Raw genomic sequence first — 23,236 nt, 5'->3', positions numbered from 1 at the left:
GCCAGTTCCTCGGGCTCTGGCGGCGTAGCCGCCAGAACATCGAAAAGCTCTGGTAGCCGACGCCGTTCGAATTCGCCCGCTCGCTTTTTCGCGTCGCCGCTCCGTCAGCGGCCGCGCTCTCCTCACCTCACGCGCCGTTCCACGCGTAGTGCTGTGCGACGTGTAGCGTCGAGTCCGGTACCACGACGTCGACGCCCGCCGCGTCCGAGGCGTCGCCGACCGACAGCAGATAGGGGAGCCACAGCTCCCCGGCGGCGGCGTCGCCGCCGAACGCCCGGTGTTCGTCGACCGGGCGTAGCCCGCCGTCGGCCGCCGCGTCCTCGGCGAACACCCGGACCGAGCGACTCACCAGGTCGAGGACGAACAGGTGGTCGTCGCGGGCGGCGACAGAGATGGGCAGGAGGAACTCGCGGTCGCCGTCGTAGCCCGGCTCACCCACGGGGTGCCAGTCGTCGCCGTCGAACCGCTGGAGGCGGTTGTTGTTCTCGTCGGCGACGTAGACCCCGCGCTCGCCGACGGCCACGTCCGAGGGGTTCCAGAAGCCGCCGTCGACGTACCCGAAACAGCCGCGGTCCCCGCGCGCCTGCGCGCCGTCGAGGACGCGGTCGTAGTCCCAGACGCCGATCCGGCCGTTCGCCGAGTCGGCGACCCAGACCCGGGCCACCCCCTCGCCCCGCGGGTCGACCGCGATCCCCCGCGGGAGCTTCGCCTCGCCCTCGCCCATCCCCCAGGGACCGAACGAGTCGACGAGGGTGAGCGAGACGCCGGCGCCCGCGCCGGTACCGGCGTCGCCGTCCTCGCCACTCCCGCCGGCGGGCGCCTCGTCGACGGCGTAGACGTGGATCTGGCCGGTCCTGTCGGCCTCGCGGTAGTGCGCGGTGTAGTCGGTCACGAACAGCCGACCCCCGCCGCCGGTGCCCGCGGGCCAGTAGGCCAGCCCGAACGGGAACCGCGTCGCCGGGAGCGCCACCGGGTCGACGCGACCGCCGGAGCGGTCGCCGCCGGGGCGGTCGCCGTCGCGGTCGGCGTCGGCGACGGAACCGCCGTCGGTCACGGCGGTTGAGTCGTCGCTCTCGCCGGTCGCGTCGCCGAACGCGACGCGCTGGAGGCGCCCGTTCCCGCCGTCGCCGACGAGCGCGCAGCGACCGAGCGGCGACTCGGGGTCGTCGACGACCGTCGAACCAGTGGGGGCCGAGAACTGCCCCGGTCCGTCGCGCGGGGCGCCGACCGACCCGAGCCGCCGGGCCGACTCGGTGTGGATGTCGACGGCGTAGGCCCCGACCCGCTGGGCGAGCGCCTCCGCCGTCAGCACCGCCAGCGTCGGGTCGTCGGCGTCGGAGTTCGGCACCGAGACCCCCTCGAAGTCGTCGATCCCGACCGGGCCCCGGAATCGGTCCTGACCCGCGGCGTCGGCCGGGTCGGAGTCGTCCCCCCGCCCGCGCCCGTCGTGGGGGATCCCTCCGTCGTGGGGGAGCCCGATCCCGTCTTCGAGGGCGGCGTTCGCGCGGATGTCTTCACCGTCCTCGGGGACGACGCCGTCGGCGATGCCGACGCTCGTGTAGGTGTGGACACGCCCGGTCGCCGCGTCGGGGACGAATATCTGCGCGTCGGCGCCCGACCCGACGACGGCCACGTCGCGGGGCATCGGCAGCTCGGCGAGGGTCTCGTCGGCGAGTCCCTCGAAGGGCGCCGCCGCGCCGGTCCGGTCGCAGCGGACGACCGTCGCGAGCTTCGGCGGCCCGGTCGGGCCGTCGTGGAGGACGCCGTAGCCGGTGTTGGCCACGTAGATCCGGCCCTCGTCGTCGGTGTCGAGCCCCTGGGGCCAGTACAGCGGCGTCGGGTTGTCGTCGCCGACCGCGCGGAACGACCGGACCTGCTCGCCCGCCTCGTCGAAGACGACCAGCCGCCCCCGGAGGTCGCTCCCCTCGTGGTAGAACTCGTCGGCCGCGATCACTCGGACGCCGTCCCAGTACTCGTGGGCGACGACGCCGTTGGGGTGAAACGGGCCGTCCGCGGCGAACGCCTCGGCGGCGGTCACCCGGGGGGCCGCCCCGTCGTACTCGTAGTCGAGCCGCTGGAGCCGGCCGTTGCCGGTGTCGGCGACGTACACCGCGCGAGCGGTCGGGTGGTGGGCGAGCCGCATCGGGAGGTCGAAGCGGCCCGGCTCCGTCCCGACGCCGCCGACGACGGCCAGCAGCCGCTCCAGCCCGTCGTCGACGACGAGCAAGCGGTTGTGCCCCGCGTCGGCGATCCAGACGTTTCCCTCGCGGTCCTGGGCGGTCCCGACCGGCGACGCCAGCCGGGGACCGACGGCCTCCAGCGGCGCCGGGAGCGACGACGCCGCGTCGGTCGCCGCACCGTCGGTCACCCCGCCGGTCGCCGCATCGCCCGCCGCCGCAGCGTTTCCCGCTCGTGCGGGGACCGCCGGCCCCGTCCGGTCCGTCGCCCGCGACCCGTAGTACCCACGGAAGGTGAACCCGTCCATACAGATCGATCAGTTGCCACGTCCATGTTAGTTGCTATCGGGAACCGATAGGTCGGGGCGGCGTCACTCCGTCGGGGAGTCGCCGGCCGGCGCGTCGTCCGCGGCGGGCAAGGAGACGACGACAGCGGAGGGTTCGTCGGACTCGTCGAGGCGCGCGCGTCCGTCCGCCCGGTCGACGACCCAGGCGAACAGCCAGGCGCCGGCGTCGCCGTGGCGGTCGAGAGCCACTTCGCGCGCGACGAACGGGTCGACGGTCTCGCGGTCGATCCCCGAGCCCGGGAGCGAGACGCGGACGTCGACCCGCCCGTCGGCCTCGCTCGCCCGGACGCGGACGGTCGGGGCGTCGGCGTCGCTGTCCCGGGCGAGCGCGCCGAACAGGGCTTCGAGCGCGGTCACGAGCGACGGCGGGGCGACGACGGAGCACTCGGGCGGAAGGGTCGCCGAGACCGCCACCGGTCGGCGGCGCTCGGCGGCCGCCTCGGCGGCCGCGTCGACGACGGCCGAGAGCGACTGGGTTCGCTCCGTGTCGCCGGGTCCGAGCGCCCGCTCGGCCGTGCGGGCGGTCGTCGCGGTCGCCGCGAGGTCGTCGCTCGCGCGCTGGATCGACCGCGCCAGCGCGAGCGGGTCGTCTGTGTCGTCGGTGTCGTCGGTGCCGTCACCGGTATCCTCGGCGCCGTCGCCACCGGTCTCGTCGCCGTCGGCCAGCGCGTCGGCGACGAGCTGGGCGTGGCCGGTCACGAGCGTGAGCTCGTTGCGGAGGTTGTGCCGGAGGACCCGGCCGAGCACCCGCTTGAGCCGGGCGAGCTCCGCGGCGCGGCGCTCGCGGGCGGTGACCTCCCGGCAGGTGCAGACGGCCCCGTCGAAGGCGTCGGGGTCGGCAACGGTCAGCTCGTAGCGGTGGCGGTCGCCGTCGGCGCCCCGGACGCGCGCGCAGAAGGTCTGGTCGACGCCGGCGGGCCGCCACCACTCCTCGGCGTCGCCGTCCGGGTCCCGGTCGCGGCCCCCCTCGTCGTCGCTGCCCGAGCTGCCGTCCGAGCCCCGGCCCCCGTCGACGGTTCGGTTGCCGTCCGCGGTGACGGTCGGAAAGGCGGCCTCGACGTGGGTGCCCCGCAGCGCCGACCGGGGGCGACCGAGCAGGCGTTCGAGCGCCTCGTTGACCAGCGCTAGCCGGCCGTCGGCGTCGACGACGAACATCGGGTCGCCGGCGCTCTCGACGAGCGTCCGATAGCGTTCGAGCCGCGGGTCCGCGGCCGCGCCGGTCACGTCGCGGGCGACGTTGACGACGCCGGCGTACTCGCCGGCCTCGCGCCGGACCGCGAAGTGGACCGCCAGCGTGACCCGGTCGCCGTCGGCCGTCTCGAAGGCCACGTCGAGGGCCTCGCTGTCCAGCTCCGGCGTCGCGAGCAACCGCTGGACGGCCAGTTGCCCCTTCTCCAGCTCGCCCGGGGCCATGAACTCCGCCGAGTGGACCCCGACCATGTCCTCGTGGCCCAGCGCGTCGGCGAACGCCTCGTTGTGGTACACCACCTCGCCGTTCGCGTCGATGACCGAGACGCGGTCGCGGGCGTGGTCGACCAGCGCCGACAGCAGCGCGCACCGGCGCTCGCGCGCGACCGCCGGCGTCAGGTCCCGCGCGTAGCGCACCCGGAGGTCGTCGCCGTCGACCGACAGCGTCGGGGCCCACTCGCCGACGCGGCGTCGGCTCGTCCCGACGGTCGCGGTCGTGACCGCCGCGCCCTCCCCGTCGGCCGGCGGGTCGGCCGCGTCGTCGAACCCGGGATGGCCGTCCGGCACGCGGGTCACCGTCCCCGCGTCGGTCGCGACGCGGAGCGCCGCACCGGCGGACGGCTCGGCGGTTTCGTCGACTTCGACAGCGGACGGCCCGGCGGCGCTGGCGGCGGCTTCGCTGTCGCTCCCGGCCGCCTCCGCTCCGGTGTCTCCCTCTCGGCGCGCGTCCCCGTCCGCGCCGACGAGTGCGAGGACTTTCTCGACGAGAAACGCGGCCGGGGCGGTCCCCGTCCCCTTCTCGACGAGGCTGTCGACGGCGGTGAGGCGCGCCTCGTCGCCGGCGTGGGCGGCGCCGGCGTAGCAGACCACGGGGGCGTCGGCCGCCGCGGCCGCGTCGGCGAGGCGGTCCCAGCCGGGGTCGTCGAGGCGGTCGGTCACCAGGCAGTCGACGCGGCCGGTCGCCAGGGCGTCGACGGCGCCGTCGACGCCTCCGGCGCGCTCGACCGCGACGGTCGAGCCGACGCCGGCGGCGGCCTCGCGGATCCGCGCCGTCGCCGAGCGGTCCGGGTCCAGGTGACAGACGCGCACGTCGGCGTCGCCGCGGTCGGCCGTCCTCGCGCCCTCGTCGTCGGACCCGCTCAGCGGACCGTCGGCCGCGTCGGCGCGGTCGAACCGGACCGTCGCGCGGGTGCCGTCGTCGGTGGCGAACGACAGGTCGCCGCCCGATTTGGCGACGACCCACTCGACGAGCCAGAGGCCGACGCCGCTGCCGTGTTCGAGCGGCGTCTCCGCGCCGCGTTCGAGCGCCGCGAGCTCCGCGTCGGGGATCCCCGGGCCGTCGTCGGCGACCGAGAGGGTCACCGACCGCTCGTCGACCGCCGCCGTCACCGAGACGGCCGGCGCCTCGCCGGCGTGGCGGAGCGCGTTGTCGAGGAGGTTGCGGACCGCCAGGTCGACGACCGGGACGGCCCGAACGTCGACCGACGGCACGTCCACGTCGACGGTCGCCGCCGCACCGCCGTCGACCGACGCGACCGCGCGGTCGACGGCTTCGTCGAGGGCGACGGTCGTCGGCTCGGGGTCGGTGTCGACGATGCGGTCGACCGCCGCGGTCTTGCTGACCAGCGCCGCCAGCGCGTCGGCGCGGTCGCGGATCGCCGCCGCGAGCGTCGCGGGCTCGCCGTCGACGGTCTCGGCCAGGCGGCCGGCCAGATCGCCGATCTCGCGGACGCCGTCGGCGATGTCCGTGCGGACGACGCCGGCGAGCAGCCGCCGGAGCCGTTCGAGTTCCGTCCGGCGGCGCTCGCGCTCGGTCACGTCCCGGAAGGTCCCGACCGTCCCGACGACCGCCCCGTCGGCCCGCACCGGCCCGAAGGTGGCCTCGAACCGGCGGTCCCGACCCTCCGCGTCCGGGAGCCGCAGGTCGGTGTCGTGCCACCGGCGGCGGTCGCCCGCGCGAACGGTCTCCAGGGCCGCGTCGATCCGTTCGGCCGCCGCGGCCGGGACCGGGTCGCTCACCGCTAGCCCCTCCAGGTCCGCGGGGTCGGCGCCGAGGAACTCGCCCATCGCCGCGTTGGCGAGGGCGATCCGGTCGTCGGCGTCGACGACCCACATCGGGTCGGCGGCGTTCTCGACGAGCGTCCGGTACTGCTCGACGCGGTCGGCCCGCTCGGCCTCGTGGCCGGGACGGCGGACCGCGCCGAGGACGCCGCCGCCCGGCCGTCCGGTCAGCGCGACCGAGAGCCCGACGCGCGGCCCTCGCCACCGGAACTCGAACTCGCGAGTCAGCTCGGTCTCGGGGTCGAGGTCGCCGACCGCGGCCGCCCACGCGGGCCGCTCGCGCTCGGCGACGAACCGCTCGACCGGCCGCCCGACGAGCGTCGCCGGGTCGGCGCCGAGCCAGGACGCGAACGACTCGTTGCAGTGGGCGATCCGGCCCGCGCCGTCGGTCGCGAACAGGCCGTCGCGGGCGCGCTCGGCGAGCGTCTCGAACAGGTCGAGTCGGTCGGCCCGCTCGCGGGCCCGCGTCACGTCCTCGAACAGCGCCAGCCGGTCGGCGGCCGAGTCGGGGGGACACGCCAGGCCGACGTGGCGGAAGACTCGCCGGCCCGCGTCGGTCTCGACCGCCACCGCGGTCCCGTCGGTCGCCGCGCCCTCGGCGGCCGCCGCCGCGACCCGCTCGACCGGCCCGCCGTCGGTCGCTGCGGCCGCCAGGCCGTCGTAGAAGTCCGCTTCGCCGGCCGCGACCGCCGGGTCCACGCCCAGGGCGTCGTCGAGCGGGACCGTCGCGTCGACGACGCGGCCGTCCGCGAGCGCCACGGCGACACACCGGCGCGCTCGGACCGCGTCGGCGACCGCTCCGCGACCCGCCGACCCGGATTCCGTCGCTCCGCCGTCGATCGACCCGTCGTCGATCGATGGCTCCGCTCCGCCGTCGGCGCTCCCCGAATTCCCGTCCGTCATCGTCGGTTCCGAACCCCCCGAGCGACCGGCGGGGGCCACTGTCGCGGCCGCCCACGGGTCGCCCGATAACACCCTCGTCCGATCGTTGACACGACAGCGCGTAGCGGGGCGGACGCGATAAAAGTACCGTCGCCGGGGGCGAGAGCGTCACAGACGGCGGTCGCGGCCGTGCCCCACGTCCGGGACCGGTCGGAACGTTCACGCCGGTCTGGTCCCAACGGCGCGCCGTGACCGACACGCTCGACCTCGAACCCGGACCGGCCGCCGTCGGGGCGCTCGTCGGCCTCGCGGGGCTGACCTTCCTGCTCGAACCGGTGGTCGGGCCCGTCCCGGTCGGCGGACTGCGCGTGCGGCCGGTCGCGCTCTCGGCGGCCGTCCTCGCGGTCGCGCTGCTGCTAGGCGCCGTCGTCTTCTACCGACGGGGTCGGCGGCTGTTCGCGCTGGCCCACGGCGTCTTCGGCCTCGCGTGGACGGGGATCGTCCTCGGGACCGCGATCGGGAGCGGGACGGTGTTGCTCGGCGGCGTCGTCGTCCTGATCGCCGGCTGCGGCTTCCTCGCGAGTCAAGCCCGAGACCGATAGGACTCCGGTCTCCCGGCGGACGACCGGGGAACCGAAACGGATTACACCGACCCGTGCGCCGACTCGGGGTATGCGACGTGACTGGGGAGTGACACTGGTGGTGGCGGCGCTGGTCGTCCTGTCGGGCTGCGGGGCGCTCGGCGGTGGGACCGCGACGCCAGCCGGGGGCGACGCGCCGACGACCGGATCGACCGACGCGCCGACGCCCGGAGCGAGCGCGGACGACGGCGGGTCGACCGACGCGGAGACGGCCACGGGAGCGGGGACGGAGACATCGTTCCCGACGCTGACACCCGTGGCGCGTGCGACGCCGGGCGGGGGACAGTCGCTGCCGCCGGGCGTCAACGCGGACGGCAGCGTCAACGAGACGGCGCTGGTGGTCGCGCACTTCGAGGCCGCCAACGCCACCGGCTGGCGGCTCGCACACCGCAACGGGAACGACACGCAGGTCCTCTACAGCGCGGGCGCCGCGAGCTACGAGCGCGACGAGCAGGGAGTCGCCTGGTTCCGCGACGGCGTGCTCGTCTCGAACCGGACGCTCATCGGTGCGCCCTACGAGATGGACTCGACGTTCAACACGTCGATGGGGTCGACCCGGCCGACCGACGGGATCAGGTTGGCGCTGGGGATCCGGCTGGGCACGAGCAACTACGTCTGGAACGGGACGACCGAGCACGAGGGGCGGACGCTCCACGCGCTCCGGATGACCGGTCCGAAGGGGCTCGGCGACTCGCTGGACCACTACACCGGACGGCTGCTCGTCGACGACTCCGGTCGTATCCACCGGCTGACCGGCGAGGTCGGCGAGAACGAGTCGGTCGCCCAGGCCTACAACTTCGACTACGAGTGGGGGGTCGACTCGGTGCCGCGGCCACCGTGGTTCGACCGGGTCCCCCGCGGCGTCGTCGAGAAGACGCCCGACGGCACCGCACTGAACGTCACGCTGACCGGCGGCCCGGCGGTGCCCGCCGACACGGAACTGACGTTCCGGCACGACGGCACCCGCCGGACGGTGACGCTGGCGGCGCCGCTCGAACCCGGCGAGTCGCTGTACGTCGGGCTCCGGACCGAGGACGGCGAGCGGGCGGTCGCGGCCTCGCGCGAGCCGCTGGACGGCGCGGGGCTGGTCGACCTGAGCGGGAGCCAGACCAGGCTGTCTGGGACGGCGACGGTCGAGGGGAGCGAGGTCGACCTGCGGTTCACCGCCGGCCGCCTCGACTTCTAGACCGGGGGCGGTCGACCGCTCGACCAGGCCACTCGACGGTCAGGTCGGATTGACGCGCCCGCCGAAGCGCGACTCCGCCAGCGCGAACGCGAAGGTGCTGGCCAGCCCCAGCAGCGTCGCGCCGGTGAGGGTGAAGGCGAGATACGACAGGTCGCCGTAGGCGAGGAGGAAGCTAGTGACCCCGTGGAGGATGAAGGCGATGGCCAGCACGTAGACCGGCGCGTTGAGGTGGCGCCACTCGAACTCGCCGTCGATGTAGCCGTCGACGACGCGGCCGAAACTGCTCGTCACGCCCGCGGCGGCGAACCAGCGCAGCGACCCGTACACCATCGCCGCGATCACTTCGATGACCGTCAGCGCGTCGCCGGGGCCCGACTGGAGGTCCTGGACCGTCTGGACGCCGGTGAACCCGCCGATCATCAACAGCAGGCCGGCCACGAAGTACGTCACCAGCGAGACGCGCCCGGCGTAGAGCCCCTCGCGAACCCGGTCGACGAACGAGTCGAGTCGCTCGCCCAGCGCCAGCCCGCGCGACAGCAGGTAGAAGCCGATAAGCGCCGACGTGACGCCGAAGACGGCGCCGGGCATGTCCAGTCGCTCCGCCAGCAGCGACAGCGGGTAGATGAGCAGGAGGATGCCCATCGGGATGAGGATCGTCCCCCGGGTCTCGGGGTCGTCGAGCACCTGCTTGATCGTGTAGTACATCGATTCCAGGTCCTGGGCCTGGCGGACGACGACGCGCTGGACGCCGTCGATGGGCACCCGCGAGCGGATGACCGGGAGCACCGACTCGTCCTGGGCGCCGTCGGTGACGACCATCGCGCGCACGTCCTCGCCGGTCACGAGGCCGGCGAGCACCTCGTCGAGCTCCTCGCCGACGGCGCGGTTGGCGGCCACGTCGCTGCCGTCGACGCCCGTCACCGCCGCCACCTCGACGGACTCGTCGGTGATCCGGTCGGCGATGTGCAGCCCCTCGAAGAGGACGTTCACGTCGCTGTCCTCGGGGTCGGCGGTCGCCAGATCGACGGCCGCGGCCTCGACGGCGTCGCGGCCGACCACCGGCGTCTCGACGCCCGTCTTCCGACCGAGGTCGTCGTCGAGGTCCACGCACAGGACCAGCAGCATCGATCGTGGGTAGGCAACGGCCCTGTATCAGTCTTCGGGGCTCTAGCGCGCGGTGGCAGGACCGTACTATCGGGACGGGGCCGCTCACGTCGGCGCGCCGCGCCGAGCCTGATACACCCGCGTCACCACGGCGACGACGAGCATGGCGACCAGCAACGCGGGCAAAATTCCGAGCGCCGCTCGCAGACCCACCCGTTCCGCCAGCAGGCCGACCAGCGGCGGGACGAGCGCGATGCCGATGTAGCCGGCGCTCGTCGAGATGGCGTTGACCGGGCCGCTGTACTCGGGGGCGGCGTTCATGCCGAACGCCGAGAGCGTGGGGAACGTCGCCGAGATCACGAGCCCGAGCGCGAAGACGGCGACGAACAGCCAGCGCCCGCTCGCCAGGTAGATCGTCGCCAGAAGCGCGGGCATCGTGAGCGTCAGCGTCACGAGCACGATATCGAGCGTGCGGCCGGTGCGGTCGGCGAGGTAGCTGTAGGCCAGGCGACCGGGGACGTACGCCGCGAGGAAGGTCGAGAGGACGAGGTTCGCCTCCGCCGCGGGGAGCTGCCGGGCGGCGAAGTAGGGGAGCCAGGTGAACAGCGTCCCCTCGATGCCGCCGTTGAACACGAGCACGCCGGTCATCCCGGCGACGGCGGGCTTGCGGACGACTTCCCGGAGGTCATCGAGGGTGAGTTCCCGCTCGGTCGCGACCGAGTCGGGCAGATCGAGGCGGACGAGCAGGACCGTCGAGACGAGGAAGCCGACGGCGACGACGCCGTAGGCGAACCGCCAGTTCCCGGCCGCCAGCGCCGCGGTGACAACCAGCGGGCCGGCGGCGGCGCCGGCCGCCCAGACGAGGGCGTAGCGGTTGAAGATCCGCGCGCGGCCGTCGGGGTAGAGGTGGCCCAGCACCGCCCGGTCGAGCGCGCGGAACGGCCCGGTGGCGACCCCGCGGAGGAACAGGGCCGCGAGGAAGACGAGGAAGACCGGTGCGATCCCGGTGAGGACGGCGCCGACCGCGACGACGGCGGCGCTCCCCACCAGCGCGCGGTAGATGTCGATGCGGCCGGCGACTAGCCCGACGACCAGTACCGAGGCGACGAAGCCGAGGGTACCCGCGGTGGCGACGAGTCCGAGCAGCGCCTGGGAGACCTCGAAGCTCTCCTCGATGCTGGGCAGCAGGGCACCGCGCAACTGGAAGCCGACGGCGTCGGTCGTGACGAACGCGAAGATGGCGACCGTCCACAGCAGACGCTCGCGGCGATCGGTCGAGTCAGCCATGGCGACCGTCCACGGATGCCGCCAGTCTCTCGGGGCGCGACTCGGTCCGGCTCACTGGCCGATTCGAACGGGTGTGGCCCTAATAGGGCCGCGCTCGCGGTCGGGGTTTCCGGTTCGTGCGGGCGACGGTCGTCAGCGGTTCACACTCCCGGTTCGGGAACGCACGACTTTTCCCGCTCGACGGGATAGGTAGGGGCAATGATATCCGAGGGCTGCGAACAGTGCGCCAAAGGCGGGAAGATGGTCCTGTTCGTCTACGGCTACTGCGACCAGCGCGACTGTTTCTACTGTCCCCTCGGCGAGAACCGCAAGAACGTCAACCAGGTCTACGCCAACGAGCGTCCCGTCGAGTCCGACGACGACGTGCTCGAAGAGGCCGAGCGCATGGACGCGCTGGGCGCCTCCATCACCGGCGGCGAGCCCCAGGAGGCGATGGGTCGCACGACCCGCTATCTCTCTCTGCTGAAGGACGAGTACGGCGAGGACTTCCACACCCACCTCTACACCGGCATCACCGGCGGCCGCGAGAACATGCGCCGCCTCTCGGAGGCGGGCCTCGACGAGATTCGCTTCCACCCGCCCTACGAGCAGTGGGGCGACCTCCACGGGACGGAGTGGGAAGAGATCCTCTACATCGCCCGCGAGGAGGGGCTGACCCCCGCCTTCGAGATTCCCGGCATCCGGCCCGAGCAGGAGTTCATCGACTTCCTCGACGAGGGGGCGGCGGACTTCTGTAACATCAACGAGTTCGAGATGTCCGACGGCAACTACCGGCGGATGCAGGAGGAGGGCTTCGAACTGCGCGACGAGCACATGAGCGCCGTCGACAGCCCGCGCGAGGAGATCCTCGATCAGATGGGCGACCACGAGAAGGTGTACTTCTGCACGAGCGTCTTCAAGGACGCCGCCCAGCACCGCCGGCGGCTCAAGCGGATGGCCCGCACGCTGCGCCGTCCCTTCGACGAGATCACCGACGACGGCACCCTCGTCTACGGGAAGACGTGGGCCGACGCCGAGCGCATGGACGCCCTCGGCGTCCCCGAGGAGTACTACACGGTCAAGTCCGAACACGTCGAGGTCGCGTGGTGGCTGCTGGAGGAGATGGTCGAGGACGGCGACGTGGAGAGCGGGGAGATCGTCGAGCAGTACCCGACCTACGACGGGACCGTGGTGGAGAGAACACCGCTGTCGAGCGGGAGCGGTGGCGGCAGCGGACAGTCCGCGGCGGGCGACTGATTCTACACGGCACCTGCGGCGGAGTCACAGATCTCGCGGTCGTAGTGGCCGGTTACCGCGTCGCATCGCCGCGAAACTGACCCGTAACAAAGGGCGAATCGGTCGTCCGGAGCGGCATGGCCTGGACGGTGTCGCTCCCGCGGCTCGACTCCCCGTCGGTCGGTTCCTCGGAGTGCTGGCTGGTCGGCGTCCTGTTTTTCGGCCTCGGCGACCTGGCGACGACGTGGGTCGGGCTCGGTGCCGGCCTGGCCGAGCGCAACCCGGTCGCGGTCGCGCTCCTCGGTCGGTACGGGCTCCTCGCGCTGGTCGTGCCGAAACTCCTCGTGCTCGGCGGCGCGTACCTGGTCTGGCGGCGCATGTCCCGACCGGCGCGAGCGGGCATCCCGGTCGGACTCGCGGTCCTCGGCGTGTCCGTGACGGGCTGGAACCTCTGGATGCTGACGACTGCGATCGGTCCCTGACCGGGTCGAATCCGACGATCCGAGGCGTCGCGGTCCGGCGCGTCCGCGGCAGGTCTCTGTCGAGCGGGAGTGGGGTGTCCGCGTGGCCCTCCCGCTCGACCGCTACGACCGGCTGTCGCTCGCGCTGATCGCGACGACGGACGAGCAGTCACGCCGAGGCCGTACTCCGTCCACCGCGCGGCCACAGGTGTTTAGTGGGACTGACATGAACGGCGGGGTATGCCTGCAGTGTCACGCGGTCCGGGGACGGAGGGGGGTCGATGAGCGAGCGAGCGCTCGTGCGGCGGGTCGGCGGACTCGTCGCCGCGCTGGTCGTGGTGGCCGGGGTGGCGGTGTTCGCGCGGCGGGTCGGGCCGGACCTGTCGGTGACCGTCCAGTCGGCGCTGTTCGCGCTGGCGGCCGCGCTCGCGCTGGTCGGGGCGGCGGCGACCCAGTTTCGGCAGGGGTTGCTCCTGCTGTACGCCGCGCTGGTCGCCGGGGCCGCCGGCTATACGGCGTCGACGCATAGCTTCGGGGCCGCGGGGACGTTCGCGTTCGTCGCGCTCGCGCTGGTCGCGCTGTTGGTCGCCGTCTACCTCGTCGAGGAGCGCCGCTTCAGGCTGCGTCGGGGCGAAGCGGTCGCGGCGGTCGTCGTGGTCGCCCTCGCGGGCGGCGCGCTCGTCGCCACCGACCTCGGGACGAGTCCGCTGTCCTACGAGACCACCGTTCACGGCTCGGCGGAGATGCCCGCGAACCCGGAGCAGTCGACGGCGGTCGTCGTCGGCTCGGCGACGGTCGACAACGGCTTCGTCTACCGCGAGCAGGTCTCGCTCCCGGCCGCGCGGGCCTGCGTCTTCAACGGGACGACCCGGACGGACACGGCGGTCCTCTACGGGTCCAACGGGTCGTACTACCCGTCGAGCGTCGGCGGGAACGGCCGACTGAGAACCGACATGACGGTTCTCCCCTCGCGGACGACCGTCGAATCGCTGAACGCGACGGTCCCCGTCGAGCGCGCCGACGACTGCCCGGCCGAGAGCGAGCGCGAGCGGATCGTGGTCGTCGTCGACGAGTGACCCGGCGACGCGGTCGGCACCGATACGCCGCCGGCCGACCGCCCGACAGCGGACGAGTCGGGGCGCGACTCTCCGGGAAGCGCGCGTTCTTGTCTGCGGCCTCCGATCGGCGAACATGACAGTCGAGATCGGTATCGTCGGCGCGGGCAACCGCGGGCAGTCCCATGCCAACTCCTACGACGAGGTCGACGGCGCCGACGTGGTCGCCGTCGCGGACATCGACGAGGAGGCGGCAACCGAACTGGCCGACGACCACGGCGCCACCGTCTACGGCGACTTCCGGGAGATGCTCGACGACGCGGGCGTCGACGCCGTGAGCGTCTGCGTCCACAACAACCTCCACCGACCCGTCGCCGAGGCCGCCGCCGACGCGGGGGCACATATCTTCACCGAGAAGCCCATGGCCGCCACCTACACCGACGCGAGGGCCATGGCCGAGGCCGCCGAGTCCGCGGGCATCCACCTCGGCGTCCAGAACTACGACCTCTTCGACGACGAGACCCGCGCGGCCAGCCGACTCGTCGAGCAGGGGGAACTGGGCGAGCCCTACTACGCCCGCGGCGTCTTCTCGCGGCGGCGCGGCCGCCCGTACATCGACGGCTACGGCACCCCCGGCTTCGTCTCGAAGGAGTCCGCCGGCGGCGGCCCGGTCATCGACATCGGCACCTACGTCCTCGGGCAACTACTCTACCTGCTCGGCAACGCCGACGTGGAGCGGGTCGGCGGCGCGACCTTCGAGAAGACCGACGACGCCTACGCCGAGGAACTCGTGGGCGAGAACCGCGACACCTACACCGGACGCCTGGAGGAGTCGGGCTACGACGTGGAGGACGCCGGCGTCGGCACGGCCCACCTGGCCGACGGGTCGGTGCTGGAACTCCGGGCGGCCTGGCACATGTACCTCCCCGACCGCCCCAGCGTCGTCGCCGGCTCGCAGGGCGGCCTCCAGCTGGACCCCTTCGAGTTCTACACGACGACGGGCGACTACGAGGCGACCGTCTCGCTCGATCTCGACGAGTACGAGCGCCGCCAGGGCCTCATCGCCGGCGACGGCTACGAGACCGCCGAGACGGGCGACCAGTTCGCCCACTGGATCGACACCATCGAGGGCGACGTGGACGACCCCATCCCGACCGGCGACCTCGCGCTCAACTCCATGCGGATCATGGAGGGGATCTACCTCTCGCAGGAGGCCGGTCGAGAGCTGACCGCCGAGGAGATTGCCGAGCGCTCGGAGTCGACCGCCGTCGAACTGTAGCTGGCTAATTTTCCGTACTGGCGCGTGCTGTCGAGCGTGCCCGCCTCGTGGCGGGCCGCTCGAACCAGTCGCGCGAGGGATGAGACGCGCAGGAGCCTGCGACGAGCATCGAATCGGTTGGGGAGGCCTGTGGCCGTCTGCGGTTGCTGTGCGGGTGCGGTGCTGTCCCTGGCGGACTGAAAGGGCGAGGCGCGCTCGCGTGCAGTTCAGTCGCCTGCGCGGCCCCTATCCGCGCGGGCCGTGCCGAGAGCGCGGATATCCCGCTCAGCGACCGCGAGCGGGTCGAGGGCTTTTATCGCCTGCTGTCGCCTGCAGTCGATCCGGTTGCTATCGAACGGGCCGGAACTGAAACGAAAAATACATCTCGAACTACAGCTCGACGGTATCGAGACTCTCGGAGATCTCGGAGACGTGCTCGTTGAAGGCGTCGACGAAACCCGAAAAATCGTCGGCGTGGGCGCGCAGGTCCTTCGGGGCGGGCGGCTGGTACTGCGAGAGGAGATACACGCCGCCCTCGCCGCCGACGCGGAGGTAGCTGGCGCGGTTCTCCTCCCACTTGAGTTCCCAGCGGGAGCTCCCGACGCGAGCGGAAAACGAGCCGTAGTCGTTGCCCTCGACGCGGTTGAGCTGCTCGGCCATCAGATCACACGCTTCGCGCATCCGCGAGAGGATGCGCTCGCGGGCCTCCACCACGGAGTCGACGGACTCGATGGCGGGCAGGTCGTCGGCGGTGTCATCGAGAACGCCGTCGAGCGAGCGGACGTAGTCGTTGAAGGCGTCGACGAAGGCGTCGTAGTCGGCCATGGCCCGGGCGAGCGCCTCGGGGTCGGGGGGTTGCTTGGTGGAGACGACGTAGACGTCGTCGCCGCGGCCGTCGAAGCGGAGGTAGTCGACGTCGCCGCCCTCGTACTTGAGCGTCCAGGTGCCCCGGTCGGTGTCGAATTCGCGGCTGCCGTAGTCGCCGCCCTGGAGGCGGGCGAGTTCGCGCGCGATCCGGCCGGCGTGGTCGGTGACCTGCGCGACCAGTTCGTCCCGGCGGTCGGCGGCCGCGTCGGCGCCGACCACGTCCGCGTCGAGCCCTGCTGTCATCGACGGATCCACGCGGGCGAGGGGCATAATCCCCGTGTTTCGGTCGCCACTGGGACCACACCGCACCGAGCCGTATCGACACCTACTTTCGATCCTGGGGCCGACGATTGCCCATGTACGTCGGACGTTTCGTCGTCGTCGCACCGGGGGTCGGCGCCTACCGCGTCTCCTCCCGTTCGTTCCCGAACCGGAAAGCGACCGGCCGCGAGCCGGGCACCGTCACCGTCGGCCCGACCGCCGACGCCCCCGAGACGGACAACCCCTACGTCGAGTACAACTGCCTGCGCCTGACCGACAACGGCGCCGTGATCGGCAACGGCTCGCACGTCGACCCCATCGCCGAGAAGCTCGACCTGGGCTACCCTGCCCGCGACGCCGTCGCCGAGCCGCTGCTGGCGCTGGACTTCGAGAAGGACGACTACGACACCCCCCGCGTGGCGGGAGTCGTCGGCGTCGACGCCGCGGACCCGAGCACGAACGCCGACGGCCCCGGCGCGGTGATCGGGACCGTCCGCCGCGACGCCCTGCTCGTCGAGGAGGTCACCGAGCCGACGCTGGTCGCGACCTACGAGCGGGACAGCCCCGAGCCCGTCGACTTCGCCGCGACCGACGCCGCGGCGGCCGCCAGCGAGGCCTACGGGATGGATCTCGAACACGAGGTCTGCGCCGTCGGCGTCGCCGGCGACAGCGAGGGCGGCTTCGAGACGGCCATCTTCAACGGCGACGACGAGTAGCCCCGCCGGCCGAAATAAACGATTTCTGACAGGAGTCTGCCGTACAACTAAGAGCGAGGGGTGCGCAGGCCAGCCCATGAAGGTGGGCGTCATATCGGATATCCACGGGAATCTCGTGGCGCTGGAGGCGGTGCTGGAGGACATGCCGTCGGTGGACCTGCTCGTCTGCGCGGGCGACGTGGTCGGGTACAACCCCTGGCACGCCGAGTGCGCGGCGGCGATCCGCGGCGAGGGCGACCACGGGCTGAGCGACGAGGCGGCGGCGATGCTCCCCGACGGGGAGGTGCCGACGGTGATGGGCAACCACGACCGGGCGGTCGCGTTCGACCAGGCCTACGGGTTCAACGACATGGCCGCCGCCGCGGTCGACCACGCCCGCGAGACCTGCAGCGACGACCAGCTGGAGTGGCTGGGTGAACTTCCCGAACAGCGGGTGGTCTGCGACCGACAGATGCGACTCGTCCACGGCCATCCCAACGACCCCGACCGCTACACCTACCCCGAGGAGTACAACCCCGACATGCTCGGCGACGAGGACGTGCTCGTCACGGGTCACACCCACGTCCAGGGCCACGAGTTCTTCGACGAGGGACTGATCCTGAACCCCGGTGCCGTCGGGCAACCCCGCGACGGCGACCCCAGAGCGGCGTACTCGCTGGTCGACTTCGACAGCCGGGAGATCGAGGCCCGCCGCGTCGAGTACGACATCGACCGCGTCGTCGACGCCGTCCGCGAGGCCGACCTGCCGCTGCGCATCGGGACCCGGCTTCGGTCGGGGCAGTGAGTCGGTCTCCGACGGTGAAAAGATGGCTGTGCTGACCGCTACCGAGGGGAGCGCGACGGATCGCCACCGACGAGTCGCGATGTGGGGGAGTGACACGAGCGATTGATATGGCGTCCGCCCCCAATCTCCCGTATGGAGTGGAAAACGGACTGGGGCCTCCGCGGGCGCATGTTCTTCACCATGTTCCTCCTGGCCGCCCTGTATATCGCCTTCCTCGGGGTGTTGCTGTGGACCAACCAGTCGTTCGTGCTCATCGTCGGCTTCATGAGCGTCTTCCTGATCGCACAGTTCTTCTTCAGCGACAAGCTAGCGCTGCGGAGCATGGGCGCCCGCGAAGTATCGGAAGAGGAGTACCCCGAACTGCACCGGATGGTCGGTCGGCTCTCCCAGCAGGCGGACCTGCCGAAGCCGACCGTGGCGGTCGCGGACACGCAGACGCCCAACGCTTTCGCGACGGGGCGCTCGCAGAAGAACGCGACCGTCGCCGTGACGACGGGGCTTCTAGGGACGCTCGACGAGGACGAACTGGAGGGGGTGATGGCCCACGAACTCGCGCACGTCAAGAACCGCGACGTGGCGGTGATGACCATCGCGTCGTTCCTGGCGACCATCGCGATGTTCATCCTCCGGTGGGGGTTCCTGTTCGGCGGCGGCGGCCGCGACCGCCAGGGCGGCGGCGCCGGCATCATCGTCGCCATCGTCGCCTCGCTGGTCGTCTGGATCGTATCCTTCCTGCTCATCCGCGCGCTCTCCCGGTACCGCGAGTACGCCGCCGACCGCGGCGGCGCCGCCATCACCGGCAAGCCCGCGGCGCTCGCGAGCGCCCTGATGACCATCGACAACCGCATGGACCGCGTCCCGAAGGAGGACCTCCGCGAGCAGTCGGAGATGAACGCCTTCTTCATCGTCCCCATCAGCTCGGGCGTCATCGCGAACCTCTTCCGCACGCACCCGACCACCGAACGCCGCGTCGAGCGCCTCCAGGAGCTGGCCGGCGAGATGGAGACGGCGTAGGTCCGCTCCCGCGTCCCCCGAAGACTCATTAGTCGGCGAGAGTGAATCTTTCCGTATGGACTGGCAGACCGACAGCCGCCTGACTCGTCGGATGGTCCTCGCCCTCGCCCTCGCGCTCCTCGGCTACGCCGCGCTGGTGGGGCCGGTGGTCTGGCTCCTCACGCCCGCCGGAGCGCTCGTCGTCTGCGGGCTCTTGCTGGCGATTCTCGGCGTTCTCGTGCTGGAGGCCGACCGGCTGGCCTACCTCGCGACGAGAGCGGTCGCCATCGAACGCGAGGACCATCCCGAACTGTTCGACACCGTCGAGCGGCTCTCCCGGCAGGCGGACCTGCCGCAGCCGCCCGTCGCCGTGATCCCCAGCGACGAGCCCAACGCGATGTCCGCCGGGACCGGCGATCGCACCGTCGTCTGCGTGACGCTCGGACTCCTGAAGGAGCTCGACGACGAGCAACTGGAGGCCGTCATCGCCCACGAACTCGCCCACGTCAAGAACGGCGACTCGTCGGTGCTGACGGTGGCCGGCTTCCCGGCGACGGTCGCGCTGGCGATGCTCTCGACGGCGCTGGAGGGGATGGACGGGAAGGCCATCCTGCTGGGCTACTTCGGCGTCGCGGCGTTCCTGGCGATACTGAGCCTCCCGCTCCTGTTGGTGAGTCTGCCGGGGACGCTCGTCCTCTCTCGGTACCGCGAGTACGCCGCCGACCGCGGCGCGGTAGCGATCACGGGTAAGCCGGTCGCGCTCGCCGAGGCGCTCGCCGAGTTACACGGGCTCCCCGAGTCGCCCGAGGAAGACATGCGCTCGATGGCCGGCTTCAACGCGTTCTGCATCGTCCCGTCGCCCTCGCTCGGGCTGCCCGGCACGCACCCGCCGACGCACGAGCGCATCCGGAGACTGCGGGAGCTGGCGGCCGAGCTGGAGCGGTCGGCGTAGGGGAGAGCGCGGCCGCTTCCCAAGCCGTTAGGGGCGCTCAATCCAAGATCGGAACACCATGAGCGAACTCGACCTCCACCGGCTCGGCCTGGGAACCTGGCAGAACACCGACCCCGACCAGTGCGCCGAGAGCGTGAAGACCGCGCTGGAACTGGGCTATCGAAATACCGACACCGCGCAGGCCTACGGTAACGAGGAATCGGTCGGTCGCGGCATCGCCGAGGCCGACGTACCGCGCGAGGAACTCTTCCTCGCCACGAAGGTCGACACCGCGAACCTCGCGCACGAGGACGTGCTCGCCACCGCCGAGGAGAGCCTGGAGCGGCTGGGCGTCGACTACCTCGATCTGCTGTACGTCCACTGGCCGACCGAGGCCTACGACCCCGAGGGGACGCTGTCGGCGTTCCAGCAGCTCTACGACGAGGGGAGGATTCGCCACGTCGGCGTCTCGAACTTCGAACCGCGACATCTCGACGAGGCCCGCGAGGTGCTCGACGCGCCGATATTCGCGAATCAGGTCGAGATGCACCCGTATCTCCAGCAGGAGGAACTGCGTGAGTACGCCGCCGAGCACGGCCACCACGTCGTCGCCTACTCGCCGCTGGCGCGGACGGAGGTGCTCGACGACCCCGTGCTGCAGGACATCGCCGAGAAGCACGACGCGAGCGTGCCGCAGGTGACCCTGGCGTGGTTCCTCTCGCTGGAGGGCGTGGCGGCGATCCCGAAGGCCACCAGCGCCGAGCACATCGCCGACAACTGGGGCGCCTACGACGTGGATCTGGACGAGGAGGACCTCGACCGGATCGCCGACTTGGACCGGGGCCACCGCGAGATCGACTTCGACGGCGCGCCCTGGGACGAGTGAGGGGCTGTCCCCCGAGGCGGGGAGCCGCAAGCTATTAGTCTATCGTATTACACTATCCGGCGTGAACCCCGTCTGGTCCGACTTCGGTGTCCTCGTCGCCGTCTACGCGGTCGTCCTTCCCCTGGGGACGGCCCCGCTGCTGGCGAGTGAGCGGGTCCGAGCGCTGTTGTGCTGGCCGACGGAACGGCGGGTGGTCAACTACCTCCTCCTGTGGGTTGTGGTGGTCCCGCTGCAGATGCTGGGATACGCCGCCGCGGTCCTCGTCGAGGACCGGGTCGCGGCATCGCTGGGCCTCGGCGACCCGGGACTCTACGGTTTCGCGGTGGTGAACTACCTCGTCCCCGCGGTGTGTCTCGGGGCCGCCGTCCTCGCGCTCCGTCGCCGCGACGCGATGCCGACCGAGAGCTACGGGGTGGTCCCGCTGGTGGTCCTCTGGTACGGCGCCGTGGCGCTGGCGGCGATGGTCACCTACGCGCTCCTGATGGCGATCGGGGCGCTGACGTTCTGAGCGGCGGCGTCGATACGCCCGCCGGAGGGAAGCGACTTTTACGCGCTCGCCCGAACACAGGGGTATGGGACTGCTGGACGGCCTGAAGTCCGCGCTGGGGATGAAAGCGGAGGCCGACGCGACGCGGGACGCCGACCCCGAGGACCTGTTCGGGATGAGCACGGCCTACATGACGATGGAGGCCGACCTGGGCTTCGTCCCGGCGGACGCGGCCGCCCTCTGTTTCGCCGAGGTCGACAGCACCGACTTCGAGGACGCCGTCGAGAACGTCGAGGCCATCCTCGAGGCGGGCGAGGTGGAGACGGGGACGAAGGCCCGGTTCACGACCGACGACCACGGCTACGAGTGGGTGGTGCTGGAGGACGACGACCCCGAGGACCTGGTGACGAGCGTCCACTTCGCCGCCGACGAGTTCATCGAACGGGGCTACGGCTCGCGGCTGCTCGCCGCCCTCTTCGCCTTCGAGAAGGACAACCGGCTGGCCTACTGGGTCTACTCCTTCCGCCGGGGCAAGTACTACCCCTTCGCGCCGGAGGGCGACCACGACCGGCACAACCAGACGGAGATCAAGCTCCAGAGCGTCCTCGACGGCGAGCTGACCGTCGAACCGGACAAGGACTACTGGTACCCCCTCTGGCCCGACCGGCCCGGGAATCACCCCTGGGAATGAGTTCGCCCAGAATCGCGGTCTACGACCATCTGCGCCCGACGAGCGAAGCGACCGACCCCTCGCCCGTCGAACCGGGCGTCTACCGCGTCGTCGGCGTCGGCGAGGGGACGGTCACGCTCCTGCGAGTCGGCGACGCCGACGGCTACCGGGTCAACACCGGCGAGGTCGCCACCGTCGACCGCGACGCCCTCGCGGGGTTCGACCCCGCCGACAACCCCGACGGCAACCGGCCGACCGGCGAGAAGGCGCGCCGGTTCGCCGAGAGCGTCGGCTGGAACCTGCGGGCGTTCGTCGCCGGCCTCCGCGCCCACCCCGCCCTCGCCGCCGTCGCGCTGGCGCTGGTCGTCGTCGGCCACCAGGGCCACCGCGCGCTCTCGGTCCCCGAGTCGTGGCTGACCGCCGTCTACTTCCTCGGCGTCCTCGGCGTCGTCTACCTCGGCGCCCGCGGCTGAGCCGACCGAGCGGACTTCAGCGGACCGGCCCGCCTCGACCCGCTCCGGCGAGCGCCCGTTCACGTATCAACGTTCAGACCGGTACGATCGCGTCCCGTTTTCCGCCCGCGGTTTCACTTTCACTTTGGTGTTAACGAGGGTTTATATGACGGGCGGCGCAATCGGTGTCCATGGCGACAGAAGACCTCGAAGAACTGCCGGGCGTGGGCCCGGCGACGGCGGAGAAGCTCCGGGAGAACGGGTTCGACGGCTATCAGGGCATCGCGGTCGCGTCACCGGGCGAGCTGTCGAACACGGCGGACATCGGCGAGTCCAGCGCGGCGGACATCATCAACGCCGCGCGGGAGGCGGCGGACATCGGCGGCTTCGAGACCGGTGCGACAGTGCTGGAGCGCCGGGAACAGATCGGCAAGCTCACCTGGAGCGTCGACGAGGTCGACGACCTGCTCGGCGGCGGCATCGAGACCCAGTCGATCACCGAGGTGTACGGCGAGTTCGGCGCAGGCAAGTCCCAGGTGACCCACCAGATCTCCGTCACCGTCCAGCTCCCCAGCGAGCACGGCGGGCTGGAGGGGTCGGCGATGTTCATCGACAGCGAGGACACGTTCCGGCCCGAGCGGATCGACCAGATGGTCAAGGGCCTCTCCGACGAGGTGCTGGAGGACACGATGGTCCTCCACGGCGTCGTCGAGGAGGAGGAGGCAGCCGACGCGACCGACGAGGACCTGCTCGACGACCTCGTCGAGGTGATGCTCGACAACATCCACGTCGCGAAGGCGTTCAACTCCAACCACCAGATCCTTCTGGCCGAGCAGGCCCAGGACCTCGCCAGCGAGACCCAGGACGACGAGTTCCCCATCCGGCTGCTCTGCGTGGACTCGCTGACCGCCCACTTCCGCGCCGAGTACGTCGGCCGCGGCGAACTCGCCGAGCGCCAGCAGAAGCTCAACAAGCACCTCCACGACCTGATGCGCGTCGGCGACCTCCACAACACGGCCGTCGTCGTCACCAACCAGGTCGCCTCCAACCCCGATTCGTTCTTCGGCGACCCGACCCAGCCCATCGGCGGGAACATCCTCGGCCACACCTCCACGTTCCGCATCTACCTCCGCAAGTCCAAGGGCGACAAGCGGATCGTCAAGCTCGTCGACGCGCCGAACCTGCCCGACGGCGAGGCCGTCATGCGCGTCGAGGAAGACGGCCTGATGAACGAGTAAGCGAGCGGACCGCCGAACGGTCCCCGCTGGGGGATCCGTTCGCGAGAACGGCGTACGCGAGTTTTTATCCGATGAACCCGTCGGTTCGG

Annotated in this window: 20 protein-coding genes; 15 read left to right on the top strand and 5 right to left on the bottom strand. The window is 71.8% G+C overall.

The window, feature by feature from the left end:
• Positions 1 to 127 precede the first annotated feature (127 nt).
• A complete protein-coding gene (locus HZS54_RS01370) occupies positions 128 to 2,485 on the bottom strand; it encodes an NHL repeat-containing protein (protein WP_179920188.1) in 2,358 nt (785 codons plus the stop codon).
• A 63-nt stretch (positions 2,486 to 2,548) separates the two neighbouring features.
• Complete coding sequence (locus HZS54_RS01365) at positions 2,549 to 6,676, bottom strand: PAS domain S-box protein (RefSeq protein WP_179920187.1); 4,128 nt, start codon at positions 6,674 to 6,676, stop codon at positions 2,549 to 2,551.
• Between the two features lie 227 nt (positions 6,677 to 6,903).
• Here HZS54_RS01365 and HZS54_RS01360 point away from each other — a divergent pair, with 227 nt between their 5' ends.
• Together HZS54_RS01360 and HZS54_RS01355 are read left to right on the top strand one after the other, a co-directional pair.
• Complete coding sequence (locus HZS54_RS01360; RefSeq protein WP_179920186.1) at positions 6,904 to 7,257, top strand: hypothetical protein; 354 nt, start codon at positions 6,904 to 6,906, stop codon at positions 7,255 to 7,257.
• 70 nt (positions 7,258 to 7,327) lie between these two features.
• Positions 7,328 to 8,482: a hypothetical protein gene (locus HZS54_RS01355; protein WP_179920185.1), complete on the top strand. Its 1,155-nt coding sequence runs from the start codon at positions 7,328 to 7,330 to the stop codon at positions 8,480 to 8,482.
• A gap of 39 nt (positions 8,483 to 8,521) precedes the next feature.
• Here the strand turns inward: HZS54_RS01355 and HZS54_RS01350 are convergent, their stop codons facing one another.
• Together HZS54_RS01350 and HZS54_RS01345 are read right to left on the bottom strand one after the other, a co-directional pair.
• Entirely contained in the window at positions 8,522 to 9,607 is a 1,086-nt protein-coding gene (locus tag HZS54_RS01350) for a DUF373 family protein (protein WP_179920184.1), read from the bottom strand.
• An 84-nt stretch (positions 9,608 to 9,691) separates the two neighbouring features.
• The gene (locus HZS54_RS01345; RefSeq protein WP_179920183.1) at positions 9,692 to 10,873 is read right to left on the bottom strand and encodes an MFS transporter; all 1,182 of its coding nucleotides are present in this window, start codon (positions 10,871 to 10,873) and stop codon (positions 9,692 to 9,694) included.
• 198 nt (positions 10,874 to 11,071) lie between these two features.
• Between HZS54_RS01345 and HZS54_RS01340 the strand changes: the two genes are divergently transcribed.
• The 4 genes from HZS54_RS01340 (at position 11,072) to HZS54_RS01325 (ending at position 14,883) form a co-directional block, all read left to right on the top strand.
• Positions 11,072 to 12,109 (top strand): radical SAM protein, encoded by a 1,038-nt coding sequence (locus tag HZS54_RS01340; protein ID WP_179920182.1) that lies wholly within the window; start codon positions 11,072 to 11,074, stop codon positions 12,107 to 12,109.
• A 116-nt stretch (positions 12,110 to 12,225) separates the two neighbouring features.
• Complete coding sequence (locus HZS54_RS01335; RefSeq protein ID WP_179920181.1) at positions 12,226 to 12,570, top strand: DUF5658 family protein; 345 nt, start codon at positions 12,226 to 12,228, stop codon at positions 12,568 to 12,570.
• A gap of 260 nt (positions 12,571 to 12,830) precedes the next feature.
• Entirely contained in the window at positions 12,831 to 13,625 is a 795-nt protein-coding gene (locus tag HZS54_RS01330; protein WP_179920180.1) for a hypothetical protein, read from the top strand.
• 115 nt (positions 13,626 to 13,740) lie between these two features.
• On the top strand, positions 13,741 to 14,883 hold the full coding sequence (locus tag HZS54_RS01325) for a Gfo/Idh/MocA family protein (RefSeq protein ID WP_179920179.1): 1,143 nt from the start codon (positions 13,741 to 13,743) through the stop codon (positions 14,881 to 14,883).
• Between the two features lie 369 nt (positions 14,884 to 15,252).
• Here HZS54_RS01325 and HZS54_RS01320 read toward each other — a convergent pair whose 3' ends face one another.
• On the bottom strand, positions 15,253 to 15,972 hold the full coding sequence (locus HZS54_RS01320) for a profilin-fold protein (RefSeq protein WP_179920178.1): 720 nt from the start codon (positions 15,970 to 15,972) through the stop codon (positions 15,253 to 15,255).
• A gap of 113 nt (positions 15,973 to 16,085) precedes the next feature.
• Here HZS54_RS01320 and HZS54_RS01315 point away from each other — a divergent pair, with 113 nt between their 5' ends.
• The 9 genes from HZS54_RS01315 (at position 16,086) to radA (ending at position 23,147) form a co-directional block, all read left to right on the top strand.
• On the top strand, positions 16,086 to 16,706 hold the full coding sequence (locus HZS54_RS01315; RefSeq protein WP_179920177.1) for an IMP cyclohydrolase: 621 nt from the start codon (positions 16,086 to 16,088) through the stop codon (positions 16,704 to 16,706).
• A 76-nt stretch (positions 16,707 to 16,782) separates the two neighbouring features.
• Entirely contained in the window at positions 16,783 to 17,490 is a 708-nt protein-coding gene (locus HZS54_RS01310; RefSeq protein ID WP_179920176.1) for a metallophosphoesterase family protein, read from the top strand.
• 132 nt (positions 17,491 to 17,622) lie between these two features.
• Complete coding sequence (gene htpX / locus HZS54_RS01305; protein ID WP_179920175.1) at positions 17,623 to 18,504, top strand: zinc metalloprotease HtpX; 882 nt, start codon at positions 17,623 to 17,625, stop codon at positions 18,502 to 18,504.
• Positions 18,505 to 18,559: 55 nt separating this feature from the next.
• Entirely contained in the window at positions 18,560 to 19,435 is an 876-nt protein-coding gene (locus tag HZS54_RS01300; protein ID WP_179920174.1) for a M48 family metalloprotease, read from the top strand.
• Positions 19,436 to 19,493: 58 nt separating this feature from the next.
• The gene (locus HZS54_RS01295) at positions 19,494 to 20,300 is read left to right on the top strand and encodes an aldo/keto reductase (RefSeq protein ID WP_179920173.1); all 807 of its coding nucleotides are present in this window, start codon (positions 19,494 to 19,496) and stop codon (positions 20,298 to 20,300) included.
• A 61-nt stretch (positions 20,301 to 20,361) separates the two neighbouring features.
• Positions 20,362 to 20,808, top strand: a complete 447-nt coding sequence (locus tag HZS54_RS01290; protein WP_179920172.1) for a hypothetical protein — start codon at positions 20,362 to 20,364, stop codon at positions 20,806 to 20,808.
• 64 nt (positions 20,809 to 20,872) lie between these two features.
• The gene (gene pspAB, locus HZS54_RS01285) at positions 20,873 to 21,478 is read left to right on the top strand and encodes a PspA-associated protein PspAB (RefSeq protein WP_179920171.1); all 606 of its coding nucleotides are present in this window, start codon (positions 20,873 to 20,875) and stop codon (positions 21,476 to 21,478) included.
• Positions 21,475 to 21,930, top strand: a complete 456-nt coding sequence (locus HZS54_RS01280; protein ID WP_179920170.1) for a hypothetical protein — start codon at positions 21,475 to 21,477, stop codon at positions 21,928 to 21,930. Before pspAB ends, HZS54_RS01280 begins: the two co-directional genes overlap by 4 nt.
• Before the next feature lie 170 nt (positions 21,931 to 22,100).
• On the top strand, positions 22,101 to 23,147 hold the full coding sequence (radA, locus tag HZS54_RS01275) for a DNA repair and recombination protein RadA (RefSeq protein WP_179920169.1): 1,047 nt from the start codon (positions 22,101 to 22,103) through the stop codon (positions 23,145 to 23,147).
• Positions 23,148 to 23,236 lie beyond the last annotated feature (89 nt).

It is taken from the genome of Halosimplex pelagicum (assembly GCF_013415905.1).
Lineage (GTDB): Archaea > Halobacteriota > Halobacteria > Halobacteriales > Haloarculaceae > Halosimplex > Halosimplex pelagicum.
The sequence above is the reverse complement of the archived record's forward strand: the minus strand, read 5'-3'. Positions and strand labels throughout refer to the sequence as shown.